This window comes from Lacticaseibacillus zeae DSM 20178 = KCTC 3804, from assembly GCF_000260435.1.
In the GTDB taxonomy this organism is placed as follows: domain Bacteria; phylum Bacillota; class Bacilli; order Lactobacillales; family Lactobacillaceae; genus Lacticaseibacillus; species Lacticaseibacillus zeae.
The window spans coordinates 1-19,914 of sequence record NZ_BACQ01000060.1; the positions used below are offsets into that span (position 1 = coordinate 1).

Sequence of the window (19,914 nt, forward strand, 5' to 3'; positions counted from 1 at the left end):
TCACCGCCCTTTTTGTTAAGCTTAATAGTAAACTTCCTTCAAATACAATCCTGAAGCCGGCGCTGTTCCTCTCGCCTGTTGCCGGTCCTTAACTTCAAACAACCGTTGAAAGTCATGAACTTCACGTCGGCCGTTGCCGATCTCAAGCGCCGTGGCAACCAGTATCCGTACCATATTGTACAAGAAGCCATTGCCATAAAACTCAAAAATCAATTCATTTGTCGTCGTATCTTCGCGAACCGTTGCCTCGTAAATCGTCCGAACCTTGTCCTTAATCACACCGCCACTGGCTGCAAAACTCGTAAAATCGTGGGTGCCGACGAGATCCTTTAAGGCAATCTCAATTCGGGCAACATCCAGCTTATAGGGATAGTGGCCGGTGTACAGCCGATTAAACGGATTCGTATAATAACCGCGTGCAACCCGATACATATAACGCTTACCTTTAGCCGAGTAACGCGCATGAAAATCAGCGGCGACAATTTCTGCCTTCAAAATCTCGATATCCAGTGGCATCAACGAATTCATCGCCCGCAGCATTGACTCTGCAGGAATATTTCCCGGGTAATCAAAGCTAATCACCTGACCTAAAGCGTGAACGCCTGAATCAGTACGCCCGGAACCATCCACATGCACCGGTTGGCCTTTCGTCATTTTGGTCAAGGCTTTTTGTAACACGCCTTGAACCGTTCGTTGTTTCGGCTGAACCTGATAGCCGGCAAAATTGGTGCCATCATAAGCCAATGTCACTTTATAATGCGTCAAAAACCATGTTTCCTTTCTAATACGCCCGCAGCAAAAGCAACAGCCCAGTCAAAACAGCCATCCCGCCAGCAGCAATCCAATCGCGCTGATGGTAACGTAAAATCCGATACTTCGTGCGATCATCGCCACCTTGATAGCCACGTGCCTCCATCGCCGTGGCCAGTTCATCTGCCGTGGTAAAACTGGAAACAAACAGTGGAATCAGCAATGGTACGACAGCCTTCATCTGCTGGAAAATGTTACCTTCACCGAAATCAACACCGCGTGCACGCTGCGCATTCATAATTTTAGTTGTCTGATCCATTAAAGTCGGTACGAAACGCAAGGCAATCTGCAAAACCAGTGCCAATTCGGTGACGGGTACCCGAATCACGCGTAATGGTTTGAGCAGACTTTCAACCGCATCCGCTAACGACAAAGGTTGCGTCGTCAAGGTTAATAAGGTCGACATGAAAATGATCAACACAAACCTAACGAAAATAAAGGCACCGTTGATCAGCCCAAGCTTCGTAATCCATAGCCAGCCCCAATGCCAGTAAACCGTTCCGCCGCGCACAAACAAAACCTGGAGGGCAACGGTAAACAGAATCAGCCAAATTAACGGGCGGACCCCACGCAGGAAAAAACCAATCCGAATACCGGATAGCCAGATCATGAATAAGGTCGCAACAAACATCATTAAATATGTCTGCCAGTTGTTGGCGAGGAAAACAATGCCAATATAATAGAAACTCGCCATCAATTTAGTCCGCGGATCCAACTCATGAATCCATGAATGGCCCGGAATATACCGGCCAAGTAAAAGCTTATCCACGCTGGCCACCCCCAATCTGCGGCAACAGCTGATCAGCCAGCTCAGTCTCGGTTAACGGCTGCGGATCAAAATGGAACCCCTTTGCTGTCAGCTGTTGCGCCATCTGGGCGGTTTTAGGCAGTCCCAGCTGGTTGGCTTTCAACCATTCTGGATCACTGAAGATTTCCCGCGGCGTGCCCGTTTTAATCAGACGTCCCTTAGCCATCACCCAGACGGTGTCGGCATAATCAGCCACGTCATCCATTTGATGGGTCACAAGGACGATGGTTTGGCCTTGTTCCCGATGCAGTCGTTCAAACATCGTCATCATCTCGTGGCGACCGGCTGGATCCAAGCCAGCCGTTGGTTCATCCAGAACCAAGACTTCAGGCTGCATGGCCAATACCCCGGCAATGGCAACCCGCCGCATTTGCCCACCAGATAAGTCAAAAGGCGACTTTTCCAGCACATCATGCGGCAAGCCAACCATGGCGACCATTTTGTCAGCCAATGCCAAAGCGTCCTGTTCACTCACACCGAAATTCTGCGGACCAAACGCAATGTCTTTGGCAACGGTTTGTTCAAACAGCTGGTTTTCGGCAAACTGAAACACCATGCCGACTTTTTGCCGTAATGGTTTCAGGTTTTTATTATTCGTTTCATTGGTGATCACCTTGTCACCAATTGTCACCGTGCCGGATGTCGGTTTTAGCAACGCATTCAAATGCTGGAGAATCGTTGATTTGCCAGAACCTGTATGGCCAATGATCGCGGTATAACTGCCATCATGAATCGTGCCAGAAACATCTTTAATGCCGTCACCGGCGAAAGGTGTACCTGCCTGATAGGTAAAGCTCACATGGTCGAATGTAATGTCCACAGGTAGTCTACCAACCTTTCATTGTCCAAATATGCTTTCGGCATTGCCACCCCACGCTGAATCAAGGCATCTTTCAGCTTCTCCGAATACGGAACGTCCAATCCCAAGCGCAACAAGTCCGTACCATGGGCAAAGATGTCGCTTGGCGTTCCAATTTCGTTGATTTTACCATCGTTAAGCAAAATAATCCGATGAGCAACCGCGGCTTCGTCAATATCATGTGTAATCGACAAGACAGTCAGGTTAAGTTCGTCTTTTAACTCACGAATGACCCCTAATACCTCCTGGCGACCAGCCGGATCCAGCATGGATGTTGATTCATCCAAAATAATAATCTCCGGCCGCTGGGCAATAATCCCGGCGATTGCGACCCGCTGCTTTTGACCACCCGATAATCGCGCCGGTTCCCGATCGGCAAACGCTGTCATGCCAACCCGTTCCAGTGACTCATCGACACGTTTGACCATTTCATCGCGGGGCACCCCCCGATTTTCCAAACCAAACGCGACATCATCAGCCACCGTTGCACCGACAAACTGATTATCGGGATTTTGAAAAACAATCCCAACTTTGGCGCGAATATCCCAGACAGTTTCTTCACTAAGCGTCATTCCGGCGACTTCGACCGTACCTGATTCAGGCGCCAGCAAACCATTTAGATTCTTCGCCAGCGTACTTTTGCCGCTGCCATTATGCCCGATAATGGCGAGCCATTCACCCTTAGCCACATCAAAAGAAACATCTGTCAGTGCTTGATGCTTTGCCTCGGGATAAGTGTAATTCAAGTGTTGAACACGAATGACGTTGCCCACGATGCTCCTTCTTCCTACGCTTTGTATACCGAACAATAATACCATATTTTACTGAGTTGTTGGGAATAAGCACTTGCAAATAACCCCTTTGCAGATAGCCCTTTTTAATGAAAAACATAGCAAAAAGTATTCGGTTAAAATTCCTTCTTAACTATCTCAGGATCTGTACTCATAAAGGCAAAAAAAGCAACGAAGATCAATCCAAGTACCGTCAAAATCCAAGCTTCCCATTTCACTGGATCCCCATGCATCAACGTCATGCCGACGTGACTTTTGCCATTCACAATCCATAGATACGGACGCTGCATTTGCATCAAAAAGATAAAGAATACCGCCCAAATCCACCGGCTTCCTTTTCGAAATAGTCCTATGTAGGCAGACATGATCCCTGCTGGAAAAATCCATAAAAAGCTCAGCATCACAACTAAGAAAAAGCCCGCGGTTGAATTTGGAAATGTTTGAGTTGCCAGCGGGTGCCACTGGGTCAAAGCAATCAAAATCACCCACATGGAAAGAAGTGGCATCAATGTTCTAATCAGACGTGGCGACTGTTGGCGTTTGCGATACTGTCTGCCAGTCAAGTAGCCGCAAACAATCGCAAAAATCCACACGTCGGCTAACCACGTCACGGTCACATCGCCATTGGCAGCGCGGTAAACACTCGGAACAAATGGCCCACCGGTAATGCCACCCGTGGGCGTCATACTGATTAGCAAAGTGACAAAGGTTAAAGACAGTACCAGCCAACAGCCGACCACCAATAATCCTATCTGCCATGGTGCGCGTTGTTTCAACCAATTGTGCATGCCATTCACCTCCGATATTGTGCAGTATACAGGAAAAATGACGGCTGTGCTGGATCGGTAGTGACTTTTTTGCCGACAGCATCGTGAATATGGAAAGGTCGAAGGCGACTAGGCAATAAGAAAAGTGGCGGTAAAAAGGAATCGCTTCAGGTCTGGGCGATTGCTTTTTACTGCCACTTGGGTGTGGTTGTGTTGTTTGGCTTACTAGATGTGCTATTGAAGGCAGGTGTGGATTCCTTCTATAACGCGTTCACTGGCGCAGGAGCCTGCATGTAAGGACCTTGGTTGCAATGGCCAAATAGCCGCGCCCTCCGTACTGAAAGTATATTCTATCGAAGGCAAAGTATGGATTTGACTTCCGCTTTCCATAACGCGCTCGCAGTCGCAGAAATCTACGTGTAAGGACCTCAAGCCTAAATGGCCAAAGACCTATTCTTTGACACTTGTGCTATTTAGGGTTCGTGGGGGCTTAGCTTCCGCTTTCTATAACGCGCTCGCCAGCGCAGAAGCCTACATGTAAGGGCCTTGGTCGCAATGGCCAAAGGACTCCGCACCACGTACTAAAAGTCTGTTCTATTGAAGGCAAAGTATGGGCTTGATTTCCGTTTTCTATAACGCGCTCGCAGTCGCATAAATCTACGTGTAAGGACCTCAAACCTAAATGGCCAAAGACCAGCCATTTAGGTTTGAGGCCACTTACACTCCGATTTCTAAGCGCTCCTGTTCGCGCTCACAAAAAAATCATTTAATGATGGAGACACCGGTTGCCCGGTGCTCTCAAGCTAGACTAAGCAGGACTGGGCCTGCCACCATCGTAACGCTCCATCGATCAAATGATCAAAGTTGGTTGACCTTCAAGGGCCAGCCGGTTTTTAACTGTGTTTAGACGAGCTCAATGATAACCATTGGGGCACCGTCACCGCGACGTGGCGCAGTTTTCAAGATGCGGGTGTAACCGCCATTGCGATCTGCGTATTTTGGTGCCAGGTCACTGAACAGCTTTTGCAAAGCGGACTTCACAATAACACTGTCTTCTTGTTCCTCGACACTAGCAATTTCGTTGCGGACATAAGCTGCTGCTTGGCGGCGTGCATGTAAATCGCCACGCTTGCCCAAAGTGATCATTTTTTCAGCAGTCGAACGAACTTCCTTAGCGCGGGCTTCGGTTGTGACGATCCGTTCATTGATCAGCAGATCAGTTGTCAGATCACGCAACATTGCTTTACGCTGTGAGCTGGTCCGCCCTAATTTACGGTAACTCATGGATTGGCCTCCTTTTCGAAATTTTAGTCTTCTTTACGCAAACCTAAACCAAGATCAGCCAACTTGTTTTTTACTTCTTCAAGCGACTTGCGGCCTAAGTTGCGCACTTTCATCATATCGGCTTCTGTTTTGTTGGTTAACTCCTGGACCGTGTTGATCCCGGCACGCTTCAAGCAGTTGTAAGAACGAACCGACAAGTCAAGCTCTTCGATAGTCATCTCAAGCATCTTTTCCTTGTGCGTTTCTTCTTTTTCAACCATAATCTCGGCGTTTTTAGCCTCATCCGTCAGATTGACGAAAATATCCAGGTGTTCGGTCAGGATCTTCGCTGCTAAGCTGATGGCTTCACGTGGTGAGATTGAGCCATTAGCCCAAACATCCAGCGTTAACTTGTCGAAATCATTCCGACGGCCAACACGGGTGCTTTCAATTTGATAGTTAACCCGGCTGATCGGGGTGAAAATCGAGTCGATCGGCAAAACACCGATTGGCATGTCATCAGACTTGTTCTGGTCAGCTGCCACATACCCGCGACCCTTTTTAACAGTCATACGTACATGGAAGTGCCCGCCGTCTGCAACAGTACAGATATACTGTTCAGGATTTAAGACCTCAACATCAGGATCAGTGACGATATCAGCAGCAGTTACCTTAGCCGGACCGTTGACATCAATTTCGATGTTCTTATCTTCATCAGTATTCATCTTGAGTGCCAATTTTTTGATATTCAAAATGATTTGGGTGACATCTTCCAGCACACCATCGATTGTCGAGAACTCATGAAGTACCCCGTCAATCTGGATGCTGCTGACAGCTGCGCCCGGTAATGAAGAAAGAAGGATCCGCCGCAACGAGTTACCTAACGTAGTACCGTAGCCGCGTTCCAACGGTTCAACCACAAACTTGCCATAGTTGGTGCTTTCATCAACTTTGGTAATGTTCGGCTTTTCGAATTCGATCATCTAGTTTGTACCCCTTTCAAAACGAGAAGTGAAGATTTGTCTGCCTGACCGCCATAACGGTCGAAGGGTAACAATTAAACACGACGACGCTTTGGAGGACGAGAACCGTTATGCGGAACCGGTGTAACATCACGGATCGCAGTAACTTCAAGACCTGTTGCCTGAAGCGAACGGATTGCAGCTTCACGACCAGAGCCAGGGCCCTTAACCGCAACTTCAACCGACTTCATGCCATGTTCCATTGATTCCTTCGCAGCCGCTTCAGCTGCCATCTGCGCAGCAAACGGCGTTGACTTACGACTACCTTTAAAACCGAGTGCACCAGCAGAGGACCAAGCGATCGCATTGCCGCGAGGGTCCGTGATCATTACTAAGGTGTTGTTGAAGGTTGAGTGGATATGAGCCACGCCAGATTCAACGTTCTTGCGGACACGGCGCTTCCGCGTAGTTTTTCTACCTGCCATCGATCAATGACCTCCTTTAATTATTTTTTCTTACCTGCCATGCTTGCTTTCTTCCCTTTGCGGGTGCGAGCATTGTTTTTGGTGTTTTGCCCACGAACCGGCAAGCCACGACGATGACGGATGCCGCGATATGAACCGATTTCCATCAAACGTTTGATGTTCAGATTCACTTCACGACGAAGATCGCCTTCAACTTTGTATGAATCCAAAGCTGCACGAATCTTGTCTTCTTGTTCTGGGGTCAGGTCATCTTGACGAACGTCTTCCGGAACACCGGCAGTCTTGAGAACCTTTTGAGCGGTTGTCTTGCCAACACCATAAATATAGGTTAAGGCAATGACGATTTGCTTACCACGTGGTAAGTCGACACCTGCGATACGAGCCATGTACAATGACACCTCCTATTGTTTTAGTTTGTATTATCCCTGACGCTGTTTATGCTTTGGGTTTGCAGAGCAGATAATCATGACCCGACCCTTACGACGGACCACTTTGCAGTGCTCGCACATCTTTTTAACAGATGGACGTACTTTCATGAGAATTTAGCCTCCTTGAGTTGGCAACTACTTGAAACGGTAGGTAATCCGGCCTTTGGTCAAATCATAAGGTGACAATTCAACCGTTACCTTGTCCCCTGGTAAGATCCGAATGTAGTGCATACGAATTTTACCGGAAACATGGGCGAGAATTTCCGCACCGTTTTCAAGTTTGACTTTGAACATCGCGTTGGGTAAGGTATCCGTCACGGTGCCTTGGATCTCAATTACATCGTCTTTTGCCACGAAGTGTTTCCTCCTAAAAATTATTGGTTCTATTAACGCGCGAAAAGGGTGAGGCCGATTGGCACTCACCGCATACCGCGATATTGTACCATAATTCTTCGACTTTGAAAACAGTCATGAGGGGCGTGCAATCGTCCAAGCACTTATTTTGCCACAGTCGCCAAAATCGCTTTGATATCGGCAAACACCTTATCGATGTCCTGGTCGCCATTAACCGTGTGCAGCAGGCCCTTCTTCTTATAGAAGTCCAATAACGGCGTGTTCATCTCGATGTTTACTTTAAGCCGATTCTTAACCGTTGCCGGCTTGTCATCTTCACGTTGGAAAAATTCGTGACCGCCGCAACGATCACAAGTGCCGGCAACCTTTGGCGGGTTGTAGATTTTGTGATAAGTTGCTCCGCATGTCTTGCAGATAAACCGACCAGACAAACGGTCAACCAATTTTGCAGGCGCAACATCAATGTTGATAACAGCATCTAACGGCTTCTTAAGATCAGCTGTGATCGTTTCGAGTGCCTCTGCTTGTTGAATGGTGCGCGGAAAGCCGTCAAGCATATAACCGGCGTCGGTATCAGATTCAGCAAGACGTTCTTTGACAATGCCGTTGGTCACGGAATCCGGTACCAACTGTCCCTTATCAATAAACCCCTTTGCTTCTTTACCCAATGCCGTGCCAGCAGCCATTGCAGCTCGAAACATATCCCCAGTAGAAATATGTGCAATCGGATAAGTATCCTCAATCCGTTCTGCCTGCGTGCCTTTCCCTGCACCGGGAAGTCCCATTAAAATGAGATTCACGTTGCATCCTCCTCTAAATATACACGCCAGCGCAACAGCAAAGCCGTAGATTCAAACTAAATGTCTGAATCTTTTGACTGCCAGGTGCACTAGCCCATACACTGCTTTTGCCGCGTTAGCCGATTCGAAAATCGAACCGATTAACGTACGATTTTGTTTACTTCTTTTGATCATCCTTAACCAGATCACCACGGATAAAGCCGACATACTCACGTTTCATGAGCAAGCCGTCTAACTGCCGAACTAATTCAATCGCAGTCATGACAACAATCAGCAGGCTGGTACCACCAAGTCCAATTGATTGTGGCAGACCCCAAATGTTAGCGGCCAGTTGCGGTAGTAAGGCAACCAAACCAAGGAATAATGCCCCGACTGTTGACAAACGCATAAGCAGTCGCGAGATATAATTCTCAGTTTCCTTACCCGGCCAAACACCAGGGATGTAGCTGCCTTGTTTGGTTAGGTTTTCTGCGACCTTTTCGGGATTGACCTGAACGAACGCATAGAAGAATGTGAACAGGATAATCAAAATCGTATAGATCGCAGTTCCGGCTGGCTTTTGCATATTGAAGATGTTGGTCATGACCTGATACCAGCCATCACTACCATGATTCTTCTGAAAAGCCATTAAAATTGTCTGCGGGGTTACAATGAAAGAACTCGCAAAAATAACCGGAATAACACCGGCAACGTTCACCTTAAGTGGCAGGTAACTATTGCTACCTGCACTGGTAACGCGGCGGGTATACTGAATTGGAATCTTGTAGTTTGCTTGTTGTACCCAGGTGACGAAAGTGATCACGATGATCACGATCACTGCTAAGGCAGCCAAGAACGCAATTCCTTTCCAGATCTCGGCGCCGGAGTACACCTGAACATTGTCCCGATATAGCTCCTGAAGACCTGAAGGCAAGCGTGCAACGATCCCTGAGAAGATCAGCAGCGAAACACCATTACCAAGCCCCTTATCGGTGATTTGTTCACCCATCCAAGTCAGCAACATTGTACCGCCGGTAAGGATGATACCGATCGTAATGTAGGTGCTAACAGATGGATTCTTGACCAAGCCCATCGAACTTAACGTTTGAAAGCCGGCCGTGATCCCAATTGCCTGAAAGAACCCCAAAATGATGGTTAGATAACGGGTGACCTGATTCAGCTTACGCCGACCGACTTCCCCTTGCTTGCTCCACTCAACAAATTTCGGAACGATATCCATTTGCAGCAGCTGAACCACAATTTGCGCCGTAATATACGGCGAAACCCCCATCGAAAAGATGGAGTACTGAGCAAGTCCGCCACCACTGACGGTATCCAGCAGTGAGATCAAGCCTGTCGAGCCAATTGACTGCAGTGCCTTTGCGTTAACGCCCGGCACCGCGATCAGTGTACCTAATCGATAGACCAATAAAACCGCTAAAGTGAAGAGGATCTTGTTACGGATGTCTTTAACCTTGAGCGCGTTTTTTAGGGTCCTCAGCATTAGATCACCTCAATCGAACCGCCAGCTGCTTCAACGGCAGCTTTTGCTGCGGTTGAAGCTTTTGCAACCTTAATGGTCAATTTTTTCTCAAGTTTGCCGTCTGCCAGCAACTTGACACCGTTCTTTTCGTTCTTAACAATACCAGCGTCGATCAAGGCTGCTGGTGTTACTTCGGCACCATCGTCGAAGCGGTTAAGATCGGAAAGGTTAACGATTGCGTATTCTTTGCGGTTAATGTTGTTGAAACCGCGTTTAGGCATCCGCCGGAACAATGGCATCTGGCCACCTTCGAAGCCAAGACGCGTCTTGCCGCCCTGACGTGCCAATTGACCCTTTGTCCCTTTACCGGCTGTCTTACCTTGACCGCTAGAAGTACCGCGGCCCAGACGTTTGCGGGCATGACGGGAGCCAACGCTCGGCTTTAATTCGTGCAATTGCATACTCTTGGGCACCTCCTTGTCGAAATAATGTATTAATCCTTGATTTCTTCAACAGAAACCAAGTGTGAAATCTGGAAAATCGCACCGCGAGTGGCTGCGTTGTCTGGCTTAATTACCGAGCTATTTACCCGGTTTAAACCTAATTCCTTCACAATCTTACGTTGCTTAGGAAGACGGTGGGCAGCACTACGGGTCAAAGTAATCTTCAACTGAGCCATGTGTTTACCTCCTAGTCTTCAAGCGATGACGCAGAAACGCCGCGTAATTCAGCAACTTGTTCCCGAGTCCGCAATTGTGAAAGGCCGTCCATAGTTGCGCGAATCATGTTGATTGGCGTATTCCGGCCGAGAGACTTACTGGTGATATCGGCAATGCCGGCAAGTTCCATGACGGAACGGATAGCGCCACCAGCAGCAACCCCGGAACCTTCTTCAGCAGGCTTCAACAGCACTTCACCAGCGCCGAAGTGACCAATAACTTCGTGAGGAATGGTGGTTCCCACGATCGGCACTTCGATGAGGCTCTTCTTGGCTGCGTCAACAGCTTTACGGATTGCTTCAGGTACTTCTTGGGCTTTACCGGTTGCAAAGCCGACGTGACCGTTCTTGTCACCGACAATTGCAATTGCAGCAAAACGCAGGCGCCGACCACCTTTAACAACCTTTGTAACACGGTTGATGGCAACGACCTGGTCTTCTAAGTCCAATTGGTTTGGATCGATAAATGATGCCATGTGTTGGTTATCCTCCTTTTTACTAGAATTCGAGGCCATTTTCACGTGCTGCTTCAGCTAACGCAGCAACGCGACCATGGTACAGATAACCACCACGGTCAAAGACCACAACTTTATGACCATCAGCAACAGCGCGCTTGGCAATCAATGCGCCAACCTGTGCAGCAGCGTCGGTCTTGTTTTCAGGATCTTTAATGTCCTTATCAAGAGTGGAGGCACTTGCTAGCGTCACACCCGCTACGTCATCAATTAATTGCGCGTAGATGTTTTTATTGGAACGGAAAACGTTCAAGCGTGGGCGCTCGCTCGTACCAGAAATCTTGCCTCGTACGCGGGCGTGACGCCGTTGCCGAGTCTTGTTCTTATCTGGCTTTGAAATCACAATGTTCACCTCTTGTTAAATTTGTTGAAGGTTACGACTACTTACCAGTCTTACCTTCCTTATGACGGACATGTTCGTCAACGTAACGAATCCCTTTACCCTTATAAGGTTCAGGTGCACGGACGGAACGAACAACGGCTGCGAATTGGCCAACAACCTGTTTTGAGATCCCACTGATGATGATCTGAGTGGTGCTTGGAACTTCAACAGTAATCCCCTTTGGTGCGGTCATTTCAACTGGGTGTGAGTAACCGACGTTCAAAACAAGCTTTTCGCCTTGCTTTTGGGCACGATAACCAACACCGACCAGTTTCATTTCCTTCTTGTAGCCTTCGGTAACACCGACGACCATATTGTTTAAGTTGGCACGCATGGTACCGTGGATAGCCTTATACGAATCATCAGGACGGGTGAAACTGATTTCGTCGCCTTCTTGATGCATTTCGATTTCCGGGACAAAATGACGCGTCAATTCGCCTTTAGGACCCTTAACCGTGATGTTGTCGCCATCTTTGGTGACAGTGACACCGGCTGGGACTTTAATGACTTTATAACCAATACGACTCACTTATCGGCACCTCCTTTTTGATGTAATGAATTACCAAACGTAAGCGAGTACTTCGCCGCCGACGTTCTTGGCGCGAGCTTCCTTATCGGTGATAACACCTTCGGAAGTTGAGATAATTGCAATTCCTAAACCATTCAGAACCTTAGGAACAGCATCGCTCTTAACGTATGAGCGCAGACCCGGTTTGGAGATCCGCTTCAAGCCAGAGATAACCCGTTCATTGTTCTTACCATACTTCAAGAAAATGCGGATCATGCCTTGCTTGTCATCATCGATAACTTCGTAGTCACGGATGAACCCTTCACGTTTAAGAATCTCAGAAATGTCTTTCTTCATCTTTGATGCAGGTACGACCAAGGACTCGTGACGCACCATATTAGCGTTACGGATCCGGGTCAAGTAATCTGCGATTGGATCGGTCAAGACCATTGATTTAACCTCCTTTGTCTAGTGATTACCAGCTAGCTTTGCGCATGCCTGGAATTTGGCCGGCATGTGCTAACTCACGAAGGCAAATCCGGCAGAGTTTGAATTTACGATATACGGAATGCGGACGGCCACACCGTTGGCACCGCGTATATTCTTGGACTGCAAATTTTGCAGGCCGATTGTTTTTAGCGATCATTGACTTCTTAGCCAAGTAGCGGACCTCCCTTATTTGGCGAATGGCATCCCGACTTGCGTAAGCAATTCGAGTGCTTCTTCATCAGTATTTGCCGTTGTGACAATAACAACATCCAATCCACGAACCCGATTAACCTTATCGTAATCGATTTCTGGGAAAATCAGTTGTTCCTTAACACCCAACGTATAGTTCCCGCGGCCGTCGAAGGACTTAGGGGAAATACCATGGAAGTCACGCACACGCGGCAGGGAGACATTGATCAGCTTATCTAAGAAATCATACATGCGTTCGCCACGCAGGGTCACCTTTGCGCCGATTGGCATGCCTTCACGCAGACGGAAGCCCGCGATACTCTTCTTGGCCTTGGTGATCAGTGGATGCTGGCCAGAGATCAGTGTCAATTCATCAACAGCTTCATCCAGCAACTTAGCATTCTGGGTTGCATCACCAACACCCATGTTCAACACGATCTTTTCGATCTTAGGTGCCTGCATGGTGCTCTTATAGTTGAACTTGCTTACCAATGCAGGGGCGATTTCTTTGCTATAACGTTCTTCAAGACGATTCTCCATGAAAAAGTTTGTCCTCCTTCCCTATTATTTATCGATTGCGGTGCCAGACTTCTTAGCAATCCGCACTTTGTTGCCATCTTTAACTTCAGAACCGACCCGGGTCGGCTTGTTGGTTTCAGGATCCAGAAGCATCACGTTGGAAACGTGAATAGGTGCTTCTTTATCGATGATACCGCCTTGCGGATTGGCGTTGTTCGGCTTTTGGTGCTTTTTGATCATGTTGATGCCTTCAACGACAACTTTATCAGCGTCTTTCAGGACCTTTGTGATCTGGCCTTCTTTGCCGGCATCTTTGCCGCGCATAACCCGCACTTTGTCACCAGTTTTGAACTTCATGTATCGCACCTCCTATTTGGTCAGAATGATTAAAGCACTTCGGGCGCTAAGGAGACGATCTTCATGAAATCGCCGTCACGCAATTCACGTGCCACAGGTCCAAAGATACGAGTCCCACGTGGGCTCTTGTCAGCGTTGATGATGACAGCTGCGTTCTCATCGAACTTGATGTAGGAACCGTCGGCACGGTGAGCACCGGACTTGGTCCGAACAATGACAGCCTTAACAACATCAGCCTTCTTGACAACGCCACCTGGTGTTGCTTGTTTTACAGTTGCGACAACGATATCACCGATGTTACCGGTCTTGCGGTATGAGCCGCCAAGTACCTTGATAACAAGGATTTCACGTGCGCCTGAGTTATCTGCTACTTTAAGACGACTTTCTTGCTGAATCACGGATTTGGTCCTCCTTTCATTCTAAAAATGATTAGATGATAACTGCCTTTTCGACAATGTTCAATAAACGGAAACGCTTATTGCGTGATAAAGGACGAGTCTCCGCGATTTGCACAATATCGCCAACTTTAGCGCTATTGTCTTCGTCATGCGCATAAAACTTCTTGGAATACTTAACACGCTTGCCATAAACAGGGTGCGTTTTGTATGTGCTGACTTCCACGGTGATGGTCTTGTCCATTTTATCCGAGACCACGCGGCCTTGATAAACTTTACGAGAATTACGTTCTGCCAAGGTAAATGTCTCCTTTCCGATTATTTATTGAGTTCCTGTTGTCGAAGGACCGTTTTGATCCGTGCAATGTTTTTGCGAACCTGCTTCAAGCGAGCGGTGTTTTCCAATTGGCCAGTCGCCTGTTGGAAGCGCAAGTTGAACAGTTCTTCTTTATATTGCTTCTCTTTGTCGAGCATCTCAGCAGTGGTTAATGCAGTAATTTCTTTAGCCTTCATTTGATTGCCCACCTACTTCCTCGCGTGAAACGATCTTGGTGCGGATTGGGAGTTTGTTGGATGCTAAGCGCAAAGCTTCCTTTGCGACTGCTTCGGATACGCCGCCGACTTCAAACATGATCTTCTCACGTTTAACGACTGCAACCCATCCGGTCGGTGCACCTTTACCATTACCCATCCGGACGCCGACACCTTTACTGGTGTAGGACTTGTGAGGGAAAATGCGGATCCATACTTTCCCACCACGCTTCATATAACGGGTCATCGCAACACGCGCTGCTTCGATCTGGCGGTTGGTGATCCAATGGGATTCCAATGCTTCCAAACCATATTCGCCGAAGTCAACGTTCTTGCCGCCCTTGGCTGCACCGCGCATCTTCCCACGGAATTCACGACGATGCTTGACACGCTTAGGTACTAACATTGATTATTTCCCTCCTTTCGCACTATTTTGCTGTGGCTTTTCAGGTAAAATTTCACCACGATTGATCCAGGTTTTGATCCCGATCCGGCCATAAGTGGTTGCTGCTTCTTCCCATGCATAGTCGATATCGGCACGCAAGGTGTGCAGCGGTACTAAGCCTTCGTTGTAATGTTCGCGACGAGCAATATCGGCACCATTCAAACGACCGGAAGCCTGGGTTTTGATCCCCTTGGCGCCTGCCCGCATGGTCCGTTGCATTGCTTGACGCATTGCACGACGGAATGCAATCCGCTGTTCAAGCTGACGAGCGATGTTCTCGCCGACAAGCTTGGCATCCAGATCAGGTTTCTTGATTTCAATAATGTTAATGTGAACTTGGCGACCGGTCAGCTTGTTAAGCTGCTTGCGCAAGTTTTCAACTTCAGAACCGCCTTTACCGATAACCATACCCGGCTTAGCAGTATGAATGGAAATGTTGACGCGCTTTGCGGCACGTTCGATTTCGATACGTGATACGGAAGCCTCTGAAAGCTTCTTATTTATGAAGTTTCGGATTTCAATGTCTTCATGCAAGTAGTCAGCAAAGTCTTTGTCTGCATACCACTTGGCATCCCAGTCACGGATGACACCGACACGGAAACCGGTTGGATTAATCTTTTGACCCACGCGTTATCCCTCCTTATGCTTCTTTTTCGGATACGACCACGGTGACGTGGCTTGTCCGTTTATTGATCGGTGATGCGCTCCCCTTGGCACGAGGACGGAACCGCTTGAGGGTCGGGCCTTCGTTGACATAAGCTTTGCTTACATAAAGGTTTTGTGCATCTAAGTCATAGTTATGTTCTGCATTTGCAATAGCAGATTTGAGCACTTTCTCGATGATCGGTGAACCGGATCGAGGGGTAAACTCAAGAATTGCCAGAGCTTCAGCAACATCGCGACCACGAATCAAGTCGATTACCAAGCGCGCTTTGCGAGCAGCAATCCGAACTGTCTTGGCCGTTGCCGTTGCAGACGTAATTTGATCAGCCATGAATGTTGTGCTCCTTTCTAGCGTGCTGTTGTCTTCTTGTCATCGGTGTTGTGACCGCGGAAGGTACGCGTAGGAACAAACTCGCCCAACTTGTGACCAACCATGTCTTCACTCACGAAAACCGGGACATGTTTGCGACCATCGTAAACGGCGATGGTATAACCAATGAAACTTGGAAAAATAGTGGAACGACGCGACCATGTACGAATAACGGTCTTCTTGTCGTTATCTGCCTGCGCTTCAATCTTCTTCAGGAGATGAGCGTCGGCAAAAGGTCCTTTTTTAAGACTGCGACCCATTGTGTGACCTCCTTTAATCGATGTAACACATTAATGTGTTTACTTCGTCTTGCGGTGACGAACGATGAACTTCTCGGACTTAGCTTTGTGATCCCGGGTCTTCTTACCCAAAGTCTTTTTGCCCCATGGTGATAATGGTGACGGACGACCGATTGGCGCTTTACCTTCACCACCACCATGCGGGTGATCGTTAGGGTTCATAACAGAACCACGAACCGTCGGACGGAAGCCTAACCAGCGCTTACGGCCAGCTTTACCAATGCTGATCAATTCGTGTTGTTCGTTGCCGACAGCACCGATTGTGGCACGGTTTTCACCCAGAACCAAGCGAACTTCGCCAGAAGCCAGCTTGATGGTCACGTACTTGTCGTTGTCTTTACCCAGTAACTGAGCTGAAACACCGGCTGAACGTGCTAACTGAGCACCTTTACCTGGCTTTAATTCGATGTTATGAATCGTGGTACCTGCCGGGATATTCTTCAACTGCAGCGTATTGCCGACTTTGATATCAACATTTTCGCCGGAGTAAACTTTGTCGCCAACCTTGAGACCTTTTGGTGCCAAGATGTAGGACTTAACCCCGTCTTCATAATGCAGTAAAGCGATGTTTGCGGTCCGGTTTGGATCGTATTCAATGGCTTTAACCGTTGCGGCCATGCCATCTTTATTCCGCTTGAAGTCAATCACACGGTAGAATTGCTTGTGGCCGCCGCCACGATGACGAACCGTGATGTGGCCGAGGGCATTACGTCCTGCCGTATGGCTTTGGCTGACCAGCAAAGTCTTTTCAGGCTTTGTCTTGGTGATTTCAGCAAAGTCGGAACCGGACATGTTACGCCGGCCGTTGCTTGTTGGTTTATATTTTCTAATCGCCACGTGTTTTACCTCCTATAACGAATTTTTGTTACTTGTTATCGTTATCTTCATCAGCGAAGATCTTGATTTCTTTAGAATCGGCGCTCAAGGCAACTAGGGCCTTGCGACGACGACGCGTCATGCCTTCGTAACGGCCCTGACGCTTCTTCTTACCGCGAACGTTTGCAATGTTGACATTGACCACTTTCACGCCGAAGATTTCTTCAACAGCCTTGCGAACCTGTTGCTTCGTTGCATGGAGCGCAACTTCGAATGTGTATTTACGGTTATCCATTTCAGCCATCGATTGCTCGGTGACGATCGGACGTAAAATGATATCGCGTGCTTCCATTATGCAAGCACCTCCTCAATCTTTTGGAGCGCAGATTGGGTTAAGATCAATTTCTTGTAATCAACAGCGTCCAAGACGTTGATACCCTCTGCAGGAACAACTTTCACATTCGGCAGGTTGCGTGCCGCTTTGGCAGCAACTTCATTGCCGTCTTCGAGCACAACCAATGCCTTTTCGTTAACCTTGAGACCGTCTAAAACATTTTGGAATGCCTTAGTCTTTGGTGTGTCAAAGTTCAAGCCATCAACAACGACAAGGTCGCTATCAAGAACCTTCTGTGAAAGTACGGATTTGATCGCCAAACGACGAACCTTCTTAGGCAGCTTGTAAGCATAGCTGCGTGGGGTTGGTCCAAAGACGATCCCACCGCCACGCCATTGCGGGCTGCGGATTGAACCTTGGCGGGCACGACCGGTACCCTTTTGGCGCCAAGGCTTGCGACCGCCACCGGAAACAGCGGAACGGTTCTTAACGGCGTGAGTACCTTGACGAAGGGAAGCTCGTTGCATCACGACTGCGTCAAACACGACGTTTTCATTTGGTTCGACTGCCCAGATGGCATCGTTGAGTTCAACTGTGCCGTTTTCTGAGCCATCTTGCTTATATAAAGTAACGTTAGCCATTAGTTATTGTCCTCCCTTCGTATTATTTAGCTGCTTTAACAGCAGAACGGATTGTAACAAAGGACTTGTTTGCCCCTGGAACGTTGCCTTTGATCAACAGAACATTGTGATCTGTGTCAGCAGCAACGACTTGCAGGTTTTGCATGGTGCGGGTACGGTTACCCATCCGGCCAGGCAATTTCTTACCCTTGAAGACCTTGTTGATGATGGCGCCAAGAGAGCCTGGACGACGATGGTAACGAGAGCCGTGAGCCATAGGACCGCGGGACTGACCATCTTTCTTGATGTTACCTTGATAACCGTGACCTTTGGAAGTACCGGTGACATCCACAATGTCGCCTGCTGCGAATTCGTCAGCTTTAACTTCGCTGCCGACTTCATAATCACTAAGCGCTACATCGCGGATTTCGCGAACGAAGCGCTTAGGGGTCGTGTCAGCCTTTTTGGCGTGACCGACGCTTGGCTTATTCGTCAAGACTTCACGCATATCGCCGTAGCCCAGCTGAACTGCTTCGTAACCGTCAGATTCAACGGTCTTGACTTGCATTACAACGTTGGGCGTTACGTCGATGACGGTAACGGGAACAAGTTCGCCGTTTTCGGTGAAGACCTGCGTCATGCCAACTTTTTTGCCTAAGATTCCTTTACGTGCCATGGGTACACCTCCTATTTTCTATAGATTATAATTTGATTTCGATATCGACGCCGCTTGGCAAGTCGAGCTTCATCAAAGCATCAACCGTCTTCGGTGTTGGGTTCACAATATCGATCAGACGTTTATGTGTCCGCATTTCGAATTGTTCACGTGAATCCTTGTACTTATGCGGGGAACGCAGCACCGTATAAATTGTGCGTTCTGTTGGCAGCGGGATCGGACCTGAAATTGTTGCGCCAGTGCGCTTTGCAGTGTCCACGATCTTGTCTGCGGATTGATCGAGAATCCGGTGTTCATAAGCCTTCAGCCGGATCCGAATCTTTTGTTTTGCCATTGTGTGACCTCCTTCGTCTATTATCAGTTAGTAGACTAGCTCCGTGAAAATTACCAACTCGCTGCCGTGGCAAAGCGGCCGGGCGTGTCGCAACCTCTCACATCCACGCTACTCTGGTTCACCTTTGGAACCAAGTGCACAGTTATCCCCTTCGAGAAACAGCACTCTTGATAGTATACAAAAACATTCATGCCATTACAAGCATTTCTTGAGGTTTGCAGAAAAAACATGCGCGCTGCAATCCGTTTCTTCCATAGTACACGTCAATCATTTCATCAGTAAGTCTTTTGGGCTCCGCCAGCGTGTAACGCACTGATCTAAGCAAACTTGTTTTCTCAAGAAGCCGTCTGTGCTACATTCAATTCAAGTAAGTTCATTTTCGCAACGGATTGGAGACCACTCATGAAATTTGACCACTATAAGAAAATTGTCAACGCAGCCTTAGACATTCTACTCGGCTTGCTTGCCATTGTTGTCGTTGTCTTCATGCTCCGTTACATCATCGATATCGGCAGCATGATCCTCCGTCCACTTTCAGCCGACCTATTTGGCAAGGTCATTCAGGAAGTCACCAGCTTCTTCATGCTCTTCGAGTTCGTGATCATGCTCATTCGTTACATTGAAGAAGGCCACCACATCCCCATCCGTTACCTCATTCTGATTTCGATGACTGCCATCCTGCGACAACTGCTGGTTCTTCATGATCGCGGCACGGAAACTTTGTTACTGACGCTCGCCATTCTTGTGCTAGCTGGGGTTCTGACCGTTTTCTCGTACGTCAGCGGTGATTTCAAGCACTCGCGCGATGAAAAAGATGTGGACATTGACCAGCATTTTTAAGGATTATCGCCTTGGAAGAAGTTATTGTGAAGAGTCAGCACACCAGCTACCGGCAAGCATCTAAATAATGTAGTGTTTAAAATGGTAAATGAAAAACATTAACAACCTATGTCTATCATTTCTCC

The 19,914-nt window shown here is 48.0% G+C and carries 35 protein-coding genes; 1 reads left to right on the forward strand and 34 read right to left on the reverse strand.

What is annotated here, in order from left to right; translation table 11 throughout:
- Positions 1-21: 21 nt before the first annotated feature.
- The 34 genes from truA to rpsJ form a co-directional block, all read right to left on the reverse strand.
- Positions 22-765, reverse strand: coding sequence for a tRNA pseudouridine(38-40) synthase TruA (gene truA, locus GSO_RS12095; protein ID WP_010492567.1), 744 nt, complete (start codon positions 763-765; stop codon positions 22-24).
- Between the two features lie 16 nt (positions 766-781).
- Positions 782-1,579 carry an energy-coupling factor transporter transmembrane component T family protein gene (locus tag GSO_RS12100; protein WP_010492569.1) on the reverse strand — a complete coding sequence of 266 codons (798 nt, stop codon included), beginning with the start codon at positions 1,577-1,579 and terminating at the stop codon, positions 782-784.
- Positions 1,572-2,438 (reverse strand): energy-coupling factor ABC transporter ATP-binding protein, encoded by an 867-nt coding sequence (locus tag GSO_RS12105; protein WP_010492570.1) that lies wholly within the window; start codon positions 2,436-2,438, stop codon positions 1,572-1,574. Before GSO_RS12105 ends, GSO_RS12100 begins: the two co-directional genes overlap by 8 nt.
- On the reverse strand, positions 2,414-3,250 hold the full coding sequence (locus GSO_RS12110) for an energy-coupling factor ABC transporter ATP-binding protein (protein ID WP_010492573.1): 837 nt from the start codon (positions 3,248-3,250) through the stop codon (positions 2,414-2,416). The genes GSO_RS12105 and GSO_RS12110 overlap by 25 nt, the downstream gene beginning before the upstream one ends.
- Before the next feature lie 134 nt (positions 3,251-3,384).
- Complete coding sequence (locus GSO_RS12115) at positions 3,385-4,056, reverse strand: hypothetical protein (RefSeq protein ID WP_010492575.1); 672 nt, start codon at positions 4,054-4,056, stop codon at positions 3,385-3,387.
- An 882-nt stretch (positions 4,057-4,938) separates the two neighbouring features.
- Positions 4,939-5,319: a 50S ribosomal protein L17 gene (rplQ, locus tag GSO_RS12120; RefSeq protein WP_010492577.1), complete on the reverse strand. Its 381-nt coding sequence runs from the start codon at positions 5,317-5,319 to the stop codon at positions 4,939-4,941.
- Between the two features lie 23 nt (positions 5,320-5,342).
- A complete protein-coding gene (locus tag GSO_RS12125; RefSeq protein WP_010492579.1) occupies positions 5,343-6,281 on the reverse strand; it encodes a DNA-directed RNA polymerase subunit alpha in 939 nt (312 codons plus the stop codon).
- A 74-nt stretch (positions 6,282-6,355) separates the two neighbouring features.
- Entirely contained in the window at positions 6,356-6,745 is a 390-nt protein-coding gene (gene rpsK / locus GSO_RS12130) for a 30S ribosomal protein S11 (protein WP_003567514.1), read from the reverse strand.
- 20 nt (positions 6,746-6,765) lie between these two features.
- Positions 6,766-7,131, reverse strand: coding sequence for a 30S ribosomal protein S13 (gene rpsM / locus GSO_RS12135; protein WP_010492591.1), 366 nt, complete (start codon positions 7,129-7,131; stop codon positions 6,766-6,768).
- Between the two features lie 33 nt (positions 7,132-7,164).
- Positions 7,165-7,281, reverse strand: a complete 117-nt coding sequence (gene rpmJ, locus GSO_RS17115; RefSeq protein ID WP_003567518.1) for a 50S ribosomal protein L36 — start codon at positions 7,279-7,281, stop codon at positions 7,165-7,167.
- A 27-nt stretch (positions 7,282-7,308) separates the two neighbouring features.
- A complete protein-coding gene (infA, locus tag GSO_RS12140; protein ID WP_003567521.1) occupies positions 7,309-7,527 on the reverse strand; it encodes a translation initiation factor IF-1 in 219 nt (72 codons plus the stop codon).
- 143 nt (positions 7,528-7,670) lie between these two features.
- A complete protein-coding gene (locus GSO_RS12145) occupies positions 7,671-8,327 on the reverse strand; it encodes an adenylate kinase (RefSeq protein WP_010492594.1) in 657 nt (218 codons plus the stop codon).
- Between the two features lie 157 nt (positions 8,328-8,484).
- Complete coding sequence (gene secY / locus GSO_RS12150; RefSeq protein ID WP_010492595.1) at positions 8,485-9,810, reverse strand: preprotein translocase subunit SecY; 1,326 nt, start codon at positions 9,808-9,810, stop codon at positions 8,485-8,487.
- Positions 9,810-10,250, reverse strand: a complete 441-nt coding sequence (gene rplO / locus GSO_RS12155; protein WP_005692118.1) for a 50S ribosomal protein L15 — start codon at positions 10,248-10,250, stop codon at positions 9,810-9,812. Before rplO ends, secY begins: the two co-directional genes overlap by 1 nt.
- Before the next feature lie 32 nt (positions 10,251-10,282).
- A complete protein-coding gene (gene rpmD, locus GSO_RS12160; RefSeq protein ID WP_005686735.1) occupies positions 10,283-10,468 on the reverse strand; it encodes a 50S ribosomal protein L30 in 186 nt (61 codons plus the stop codon).
- An 11-nt stretch (positions 10,469-10,479) separates the two neighbouring features.
- Positions 10,480-10,983, reverse strand: a complete 504-nt coding sequence (gene rpsE / locus GSO_RS12165) for a 30S ribosomal protein S5 (RefSeq protein ID WP_010492603.1) — start codon at positions 10,981-10,983, stop codon at positions 10,480-10,482.
- A 22-nt stretch (positions 10,984-11,005) separates the two neighbouring features.
- The gene (gene rplR, locus GSO_RS12170) at positions 11,006-11,365 is read right to left on the reverse strand and encodes a 50S ribosomal protein L18 (RefSeq protein WP_005686733.1); all 360 of its coding nucleotides are present in this window, start codon (positions 11,363-11,365) and stop codon (positions 11,006-11,008) included.
- A 37-nt stretch (positions 11,366-11,402) separates the two neighbouring features.
- Positions 11,403-11,933: a 50S ribosomal protein L6 gene (gene rplF / locus GSO_RS12175; RefSeq protein ID WP_010492606.1), complete on the reverse strand. Its 531-nt coding sequence runs from the start codon at positions 11,931-11,933 to the stop codon at positions 11,403-11,405.
- A 30-nt stretch (positions 11,934-11,963) separates the two neighbouring features.
- The gene (gene rpsH, locus GSO_RS12180) at positions 11,964-12,362 is read right to left on the reverse strand and encodes a 30S ribosomal protein S8 (RefSeq protein ID WP_010492608.1); all 399 of its coding nucleotides are present in this window, start codon (positions 12,360-12,362) and stop codon (positions 11,964-11,966) included.
- A 25-nt stretch (positions 12,363-12,387) separates the two neighbouring features.
- On the reverse strand, positions 12,388-12,573 hold the full coding sequence (locus GSO_RS17120) for a type Z 30S ribosomal protein S14 (RefSeq protein ID WP_003567540.1): 186 nt from the start codon (positions 12,571-12,573) through the stop codon (positions 12,388-12,390).
- A 14-nt stretch (positions 12,574-12,587) separates the two neighbouring features.
- Positions 12,588-13,130: a 50S ribosomal protein L5 gene (gene rplE / locus GSO_RS12185; protein ID WP_003567542.1), complete on the reverse strand. Its 543-nt coding sequence runs from the start codon at positions 13,128-13,130 to the stop codon at positions 12,588-12,590.
- A gap of 24 nt (positions 13,131-13,154) precedes the next feature.
- A complete protein-coding gene (rplX, locus tag GSO_RS12190; protein ID WP_010492612.1) occupies positions 13,155-13,466 on the reverse strand; it encodes a 50S ribosomal protein L24 in 312 nt (103 codons plus the stop codon).
- A 29-nt stretch (positions 13,467-13,495) separates the two neighbouring features.
- Positions 13,496-13,864: a 50S ribosomal protein L14 gene (gene rplN / locus GSO_RS12195; protein WP_010492614.1), complete on the reverse strand. Its 369-nt coding sequence runs from the start codon at positions 13,862-13,864 to the stop codon at positions 13,496-13,498.
- A 31-nt stretch (positions 13,865-13,895) separates the two neighbouring features.
- Entirely contained in the window at positions 13,896-14,159 is a 264-nt protein-coding gene (rpsQ, locus tag GSO_RS16040; protein WP_005699404.1) for a 30S ribosomal protein S17, read from the reverse strand.
- A 20-nt stretch (positions 14,160-14,179) separates the two neighbouring features.
- The gene (gene rpmC / locus GSO_RS12205) at positions 14,180-14,374 is read right to left on the reverse strand and encodes a 50S ribosomal protein L29 (RefSeq protein WP_005686721.1); all 195 of its coding nucleotides are present in this window, start codon (positions 14,372-14,374) and stop codon (positions 14,180-14,182) included.
- On the reverse strand, positions 14,364-14,798 hold the full coding sequence (gene rplP, locus GSO_RS12210; RefSeq protein ID WP_005686719.1) for a 50S ribosomal protein L16: 435 nt from the start codon (positions 14,796-14,798) through the stop codon (positions 14,364-14,366). The genes rpmC and rplP overlap by 11 nt, the downstream gene beginning before the upstream one ends.
- 3 nt (positions 14,799-14,801) lie before the next feature.
- Positions 14,802-15,464: a 30S ribosomal protein S3 gene (rpsC, locus tag GSO_RS12215; protein WP_010492622.1), complete on the reverse strand. Its 663-nt coding sequence runs from the start codon at positions 15,462-15,464 to the stop codon at positions 14,802-14,804.
- Between the two features lie 13 nt (positions 15,465-15,477).
- Positions 15,478-15,831 (reverse strand): 50S ribosomal protein L22, encoded by a 354-nt coding sequence (gene rplV / locus GSO_RS12220; RefSeq protein WP_003567555.1) that lies wholly within the window; start codon positions 15,829-15,831, stop codon positions 15,478-15,480.
- 17 nt (positions 15,832-15,848) lie between these two features.
- Positions 15,849-16,130 carry a 30S ribosomal protein S19 gene (gene rpsS, locus GSO_RS12225; protein ID WP_003567557.1) on the reverse strand — a complete coding sequence of 94 codons (282 nt, stop codon included), beginning with the start codon at positions 16,128-16,130 and terminating at the stop codon, positions 15,849-15,851.
- A 39-nt stretch (positions 16,131-16,169) separates the two neighbouring features.
- A complete protein-coding gene (gene rplB / locus GSO_RS12230) occupies positions 16,170-17,006 on the reverse strand; it encodes a 50S ribosomal protein L2 (protein ID WP_010492627.1) in 837 nt (278 codons plus the stop codon).
- A 28-nt stretch (positions 17,007-17,034) separates the two neighbouring features.
- The gene (gene rplW / locus GSO_RS12235; RefSeq protein WP_010492629.1) at positions 17,035-17,337 is read right to left on the reverse strand and encodes a 50S ribosomal protein L23; all 303 of its coding nucleotides are present in this window, start codon (positions 17,335-17,337) and stop codon (positions 17,035-17,037) included.
- Positions 17,337-17,960, reverse strand: a complete 624-nt coding sequence (gene rplD / locus GSO_RS12240; protein ID WP_010492631.1) for a 50S ribosomal protein L4 — start codon at positions 17,958-17,960, stop codon at positions 17,337-17,339. The genes rplW and rplD overlap by 1 nt, the downstream gene beginning before the upstream one ends.
- A gap of 22 nt (positions 17,961-17,982) precedes the next feature.
- On the reverse strand, positions 17,983-18,615 hold the full coding sequence (rplC, locus tag GSO_RS12245; RefSeq protein ID WP_010492633.1) for a 50S ribosomal protein L3: 633 nt from the start codon (positions 18,613-18,615) through the stop codon (positions 17,983-17,985).
- A gap of 25 nt (positions 18,616-18,640) precedes the next feature.
- A complete protein-coding gene (rpsJ, locus tag GSO_RS12250; protein WP_005686699.1) occupies positions 18,641-18,949 on the reverse strand; it encodes a 30S ribosomal protein S10 in 309 nt (102 codons plus the stop codon).
- A 402-nt stretch (positions 18,950-19,351) separates the two neighbouring features.
- On the opposite strand from rpsJ, the gene psiE reads away from it, so the two are divergent.
- Positions 19,352-19,789: a phosphate-starvation-inducible protein PsiE gene (gene psiE / locus GSO_RS12255; protein WP_010492636.1), complete on the forward strand. Its 438-nt coding sequence runs from the start codon at positions 19,352-19,354 to the stop codon at positions 19,787-19,789.
- Positions 19,790-19,914 lie beyond the last annotated feature (125 nt).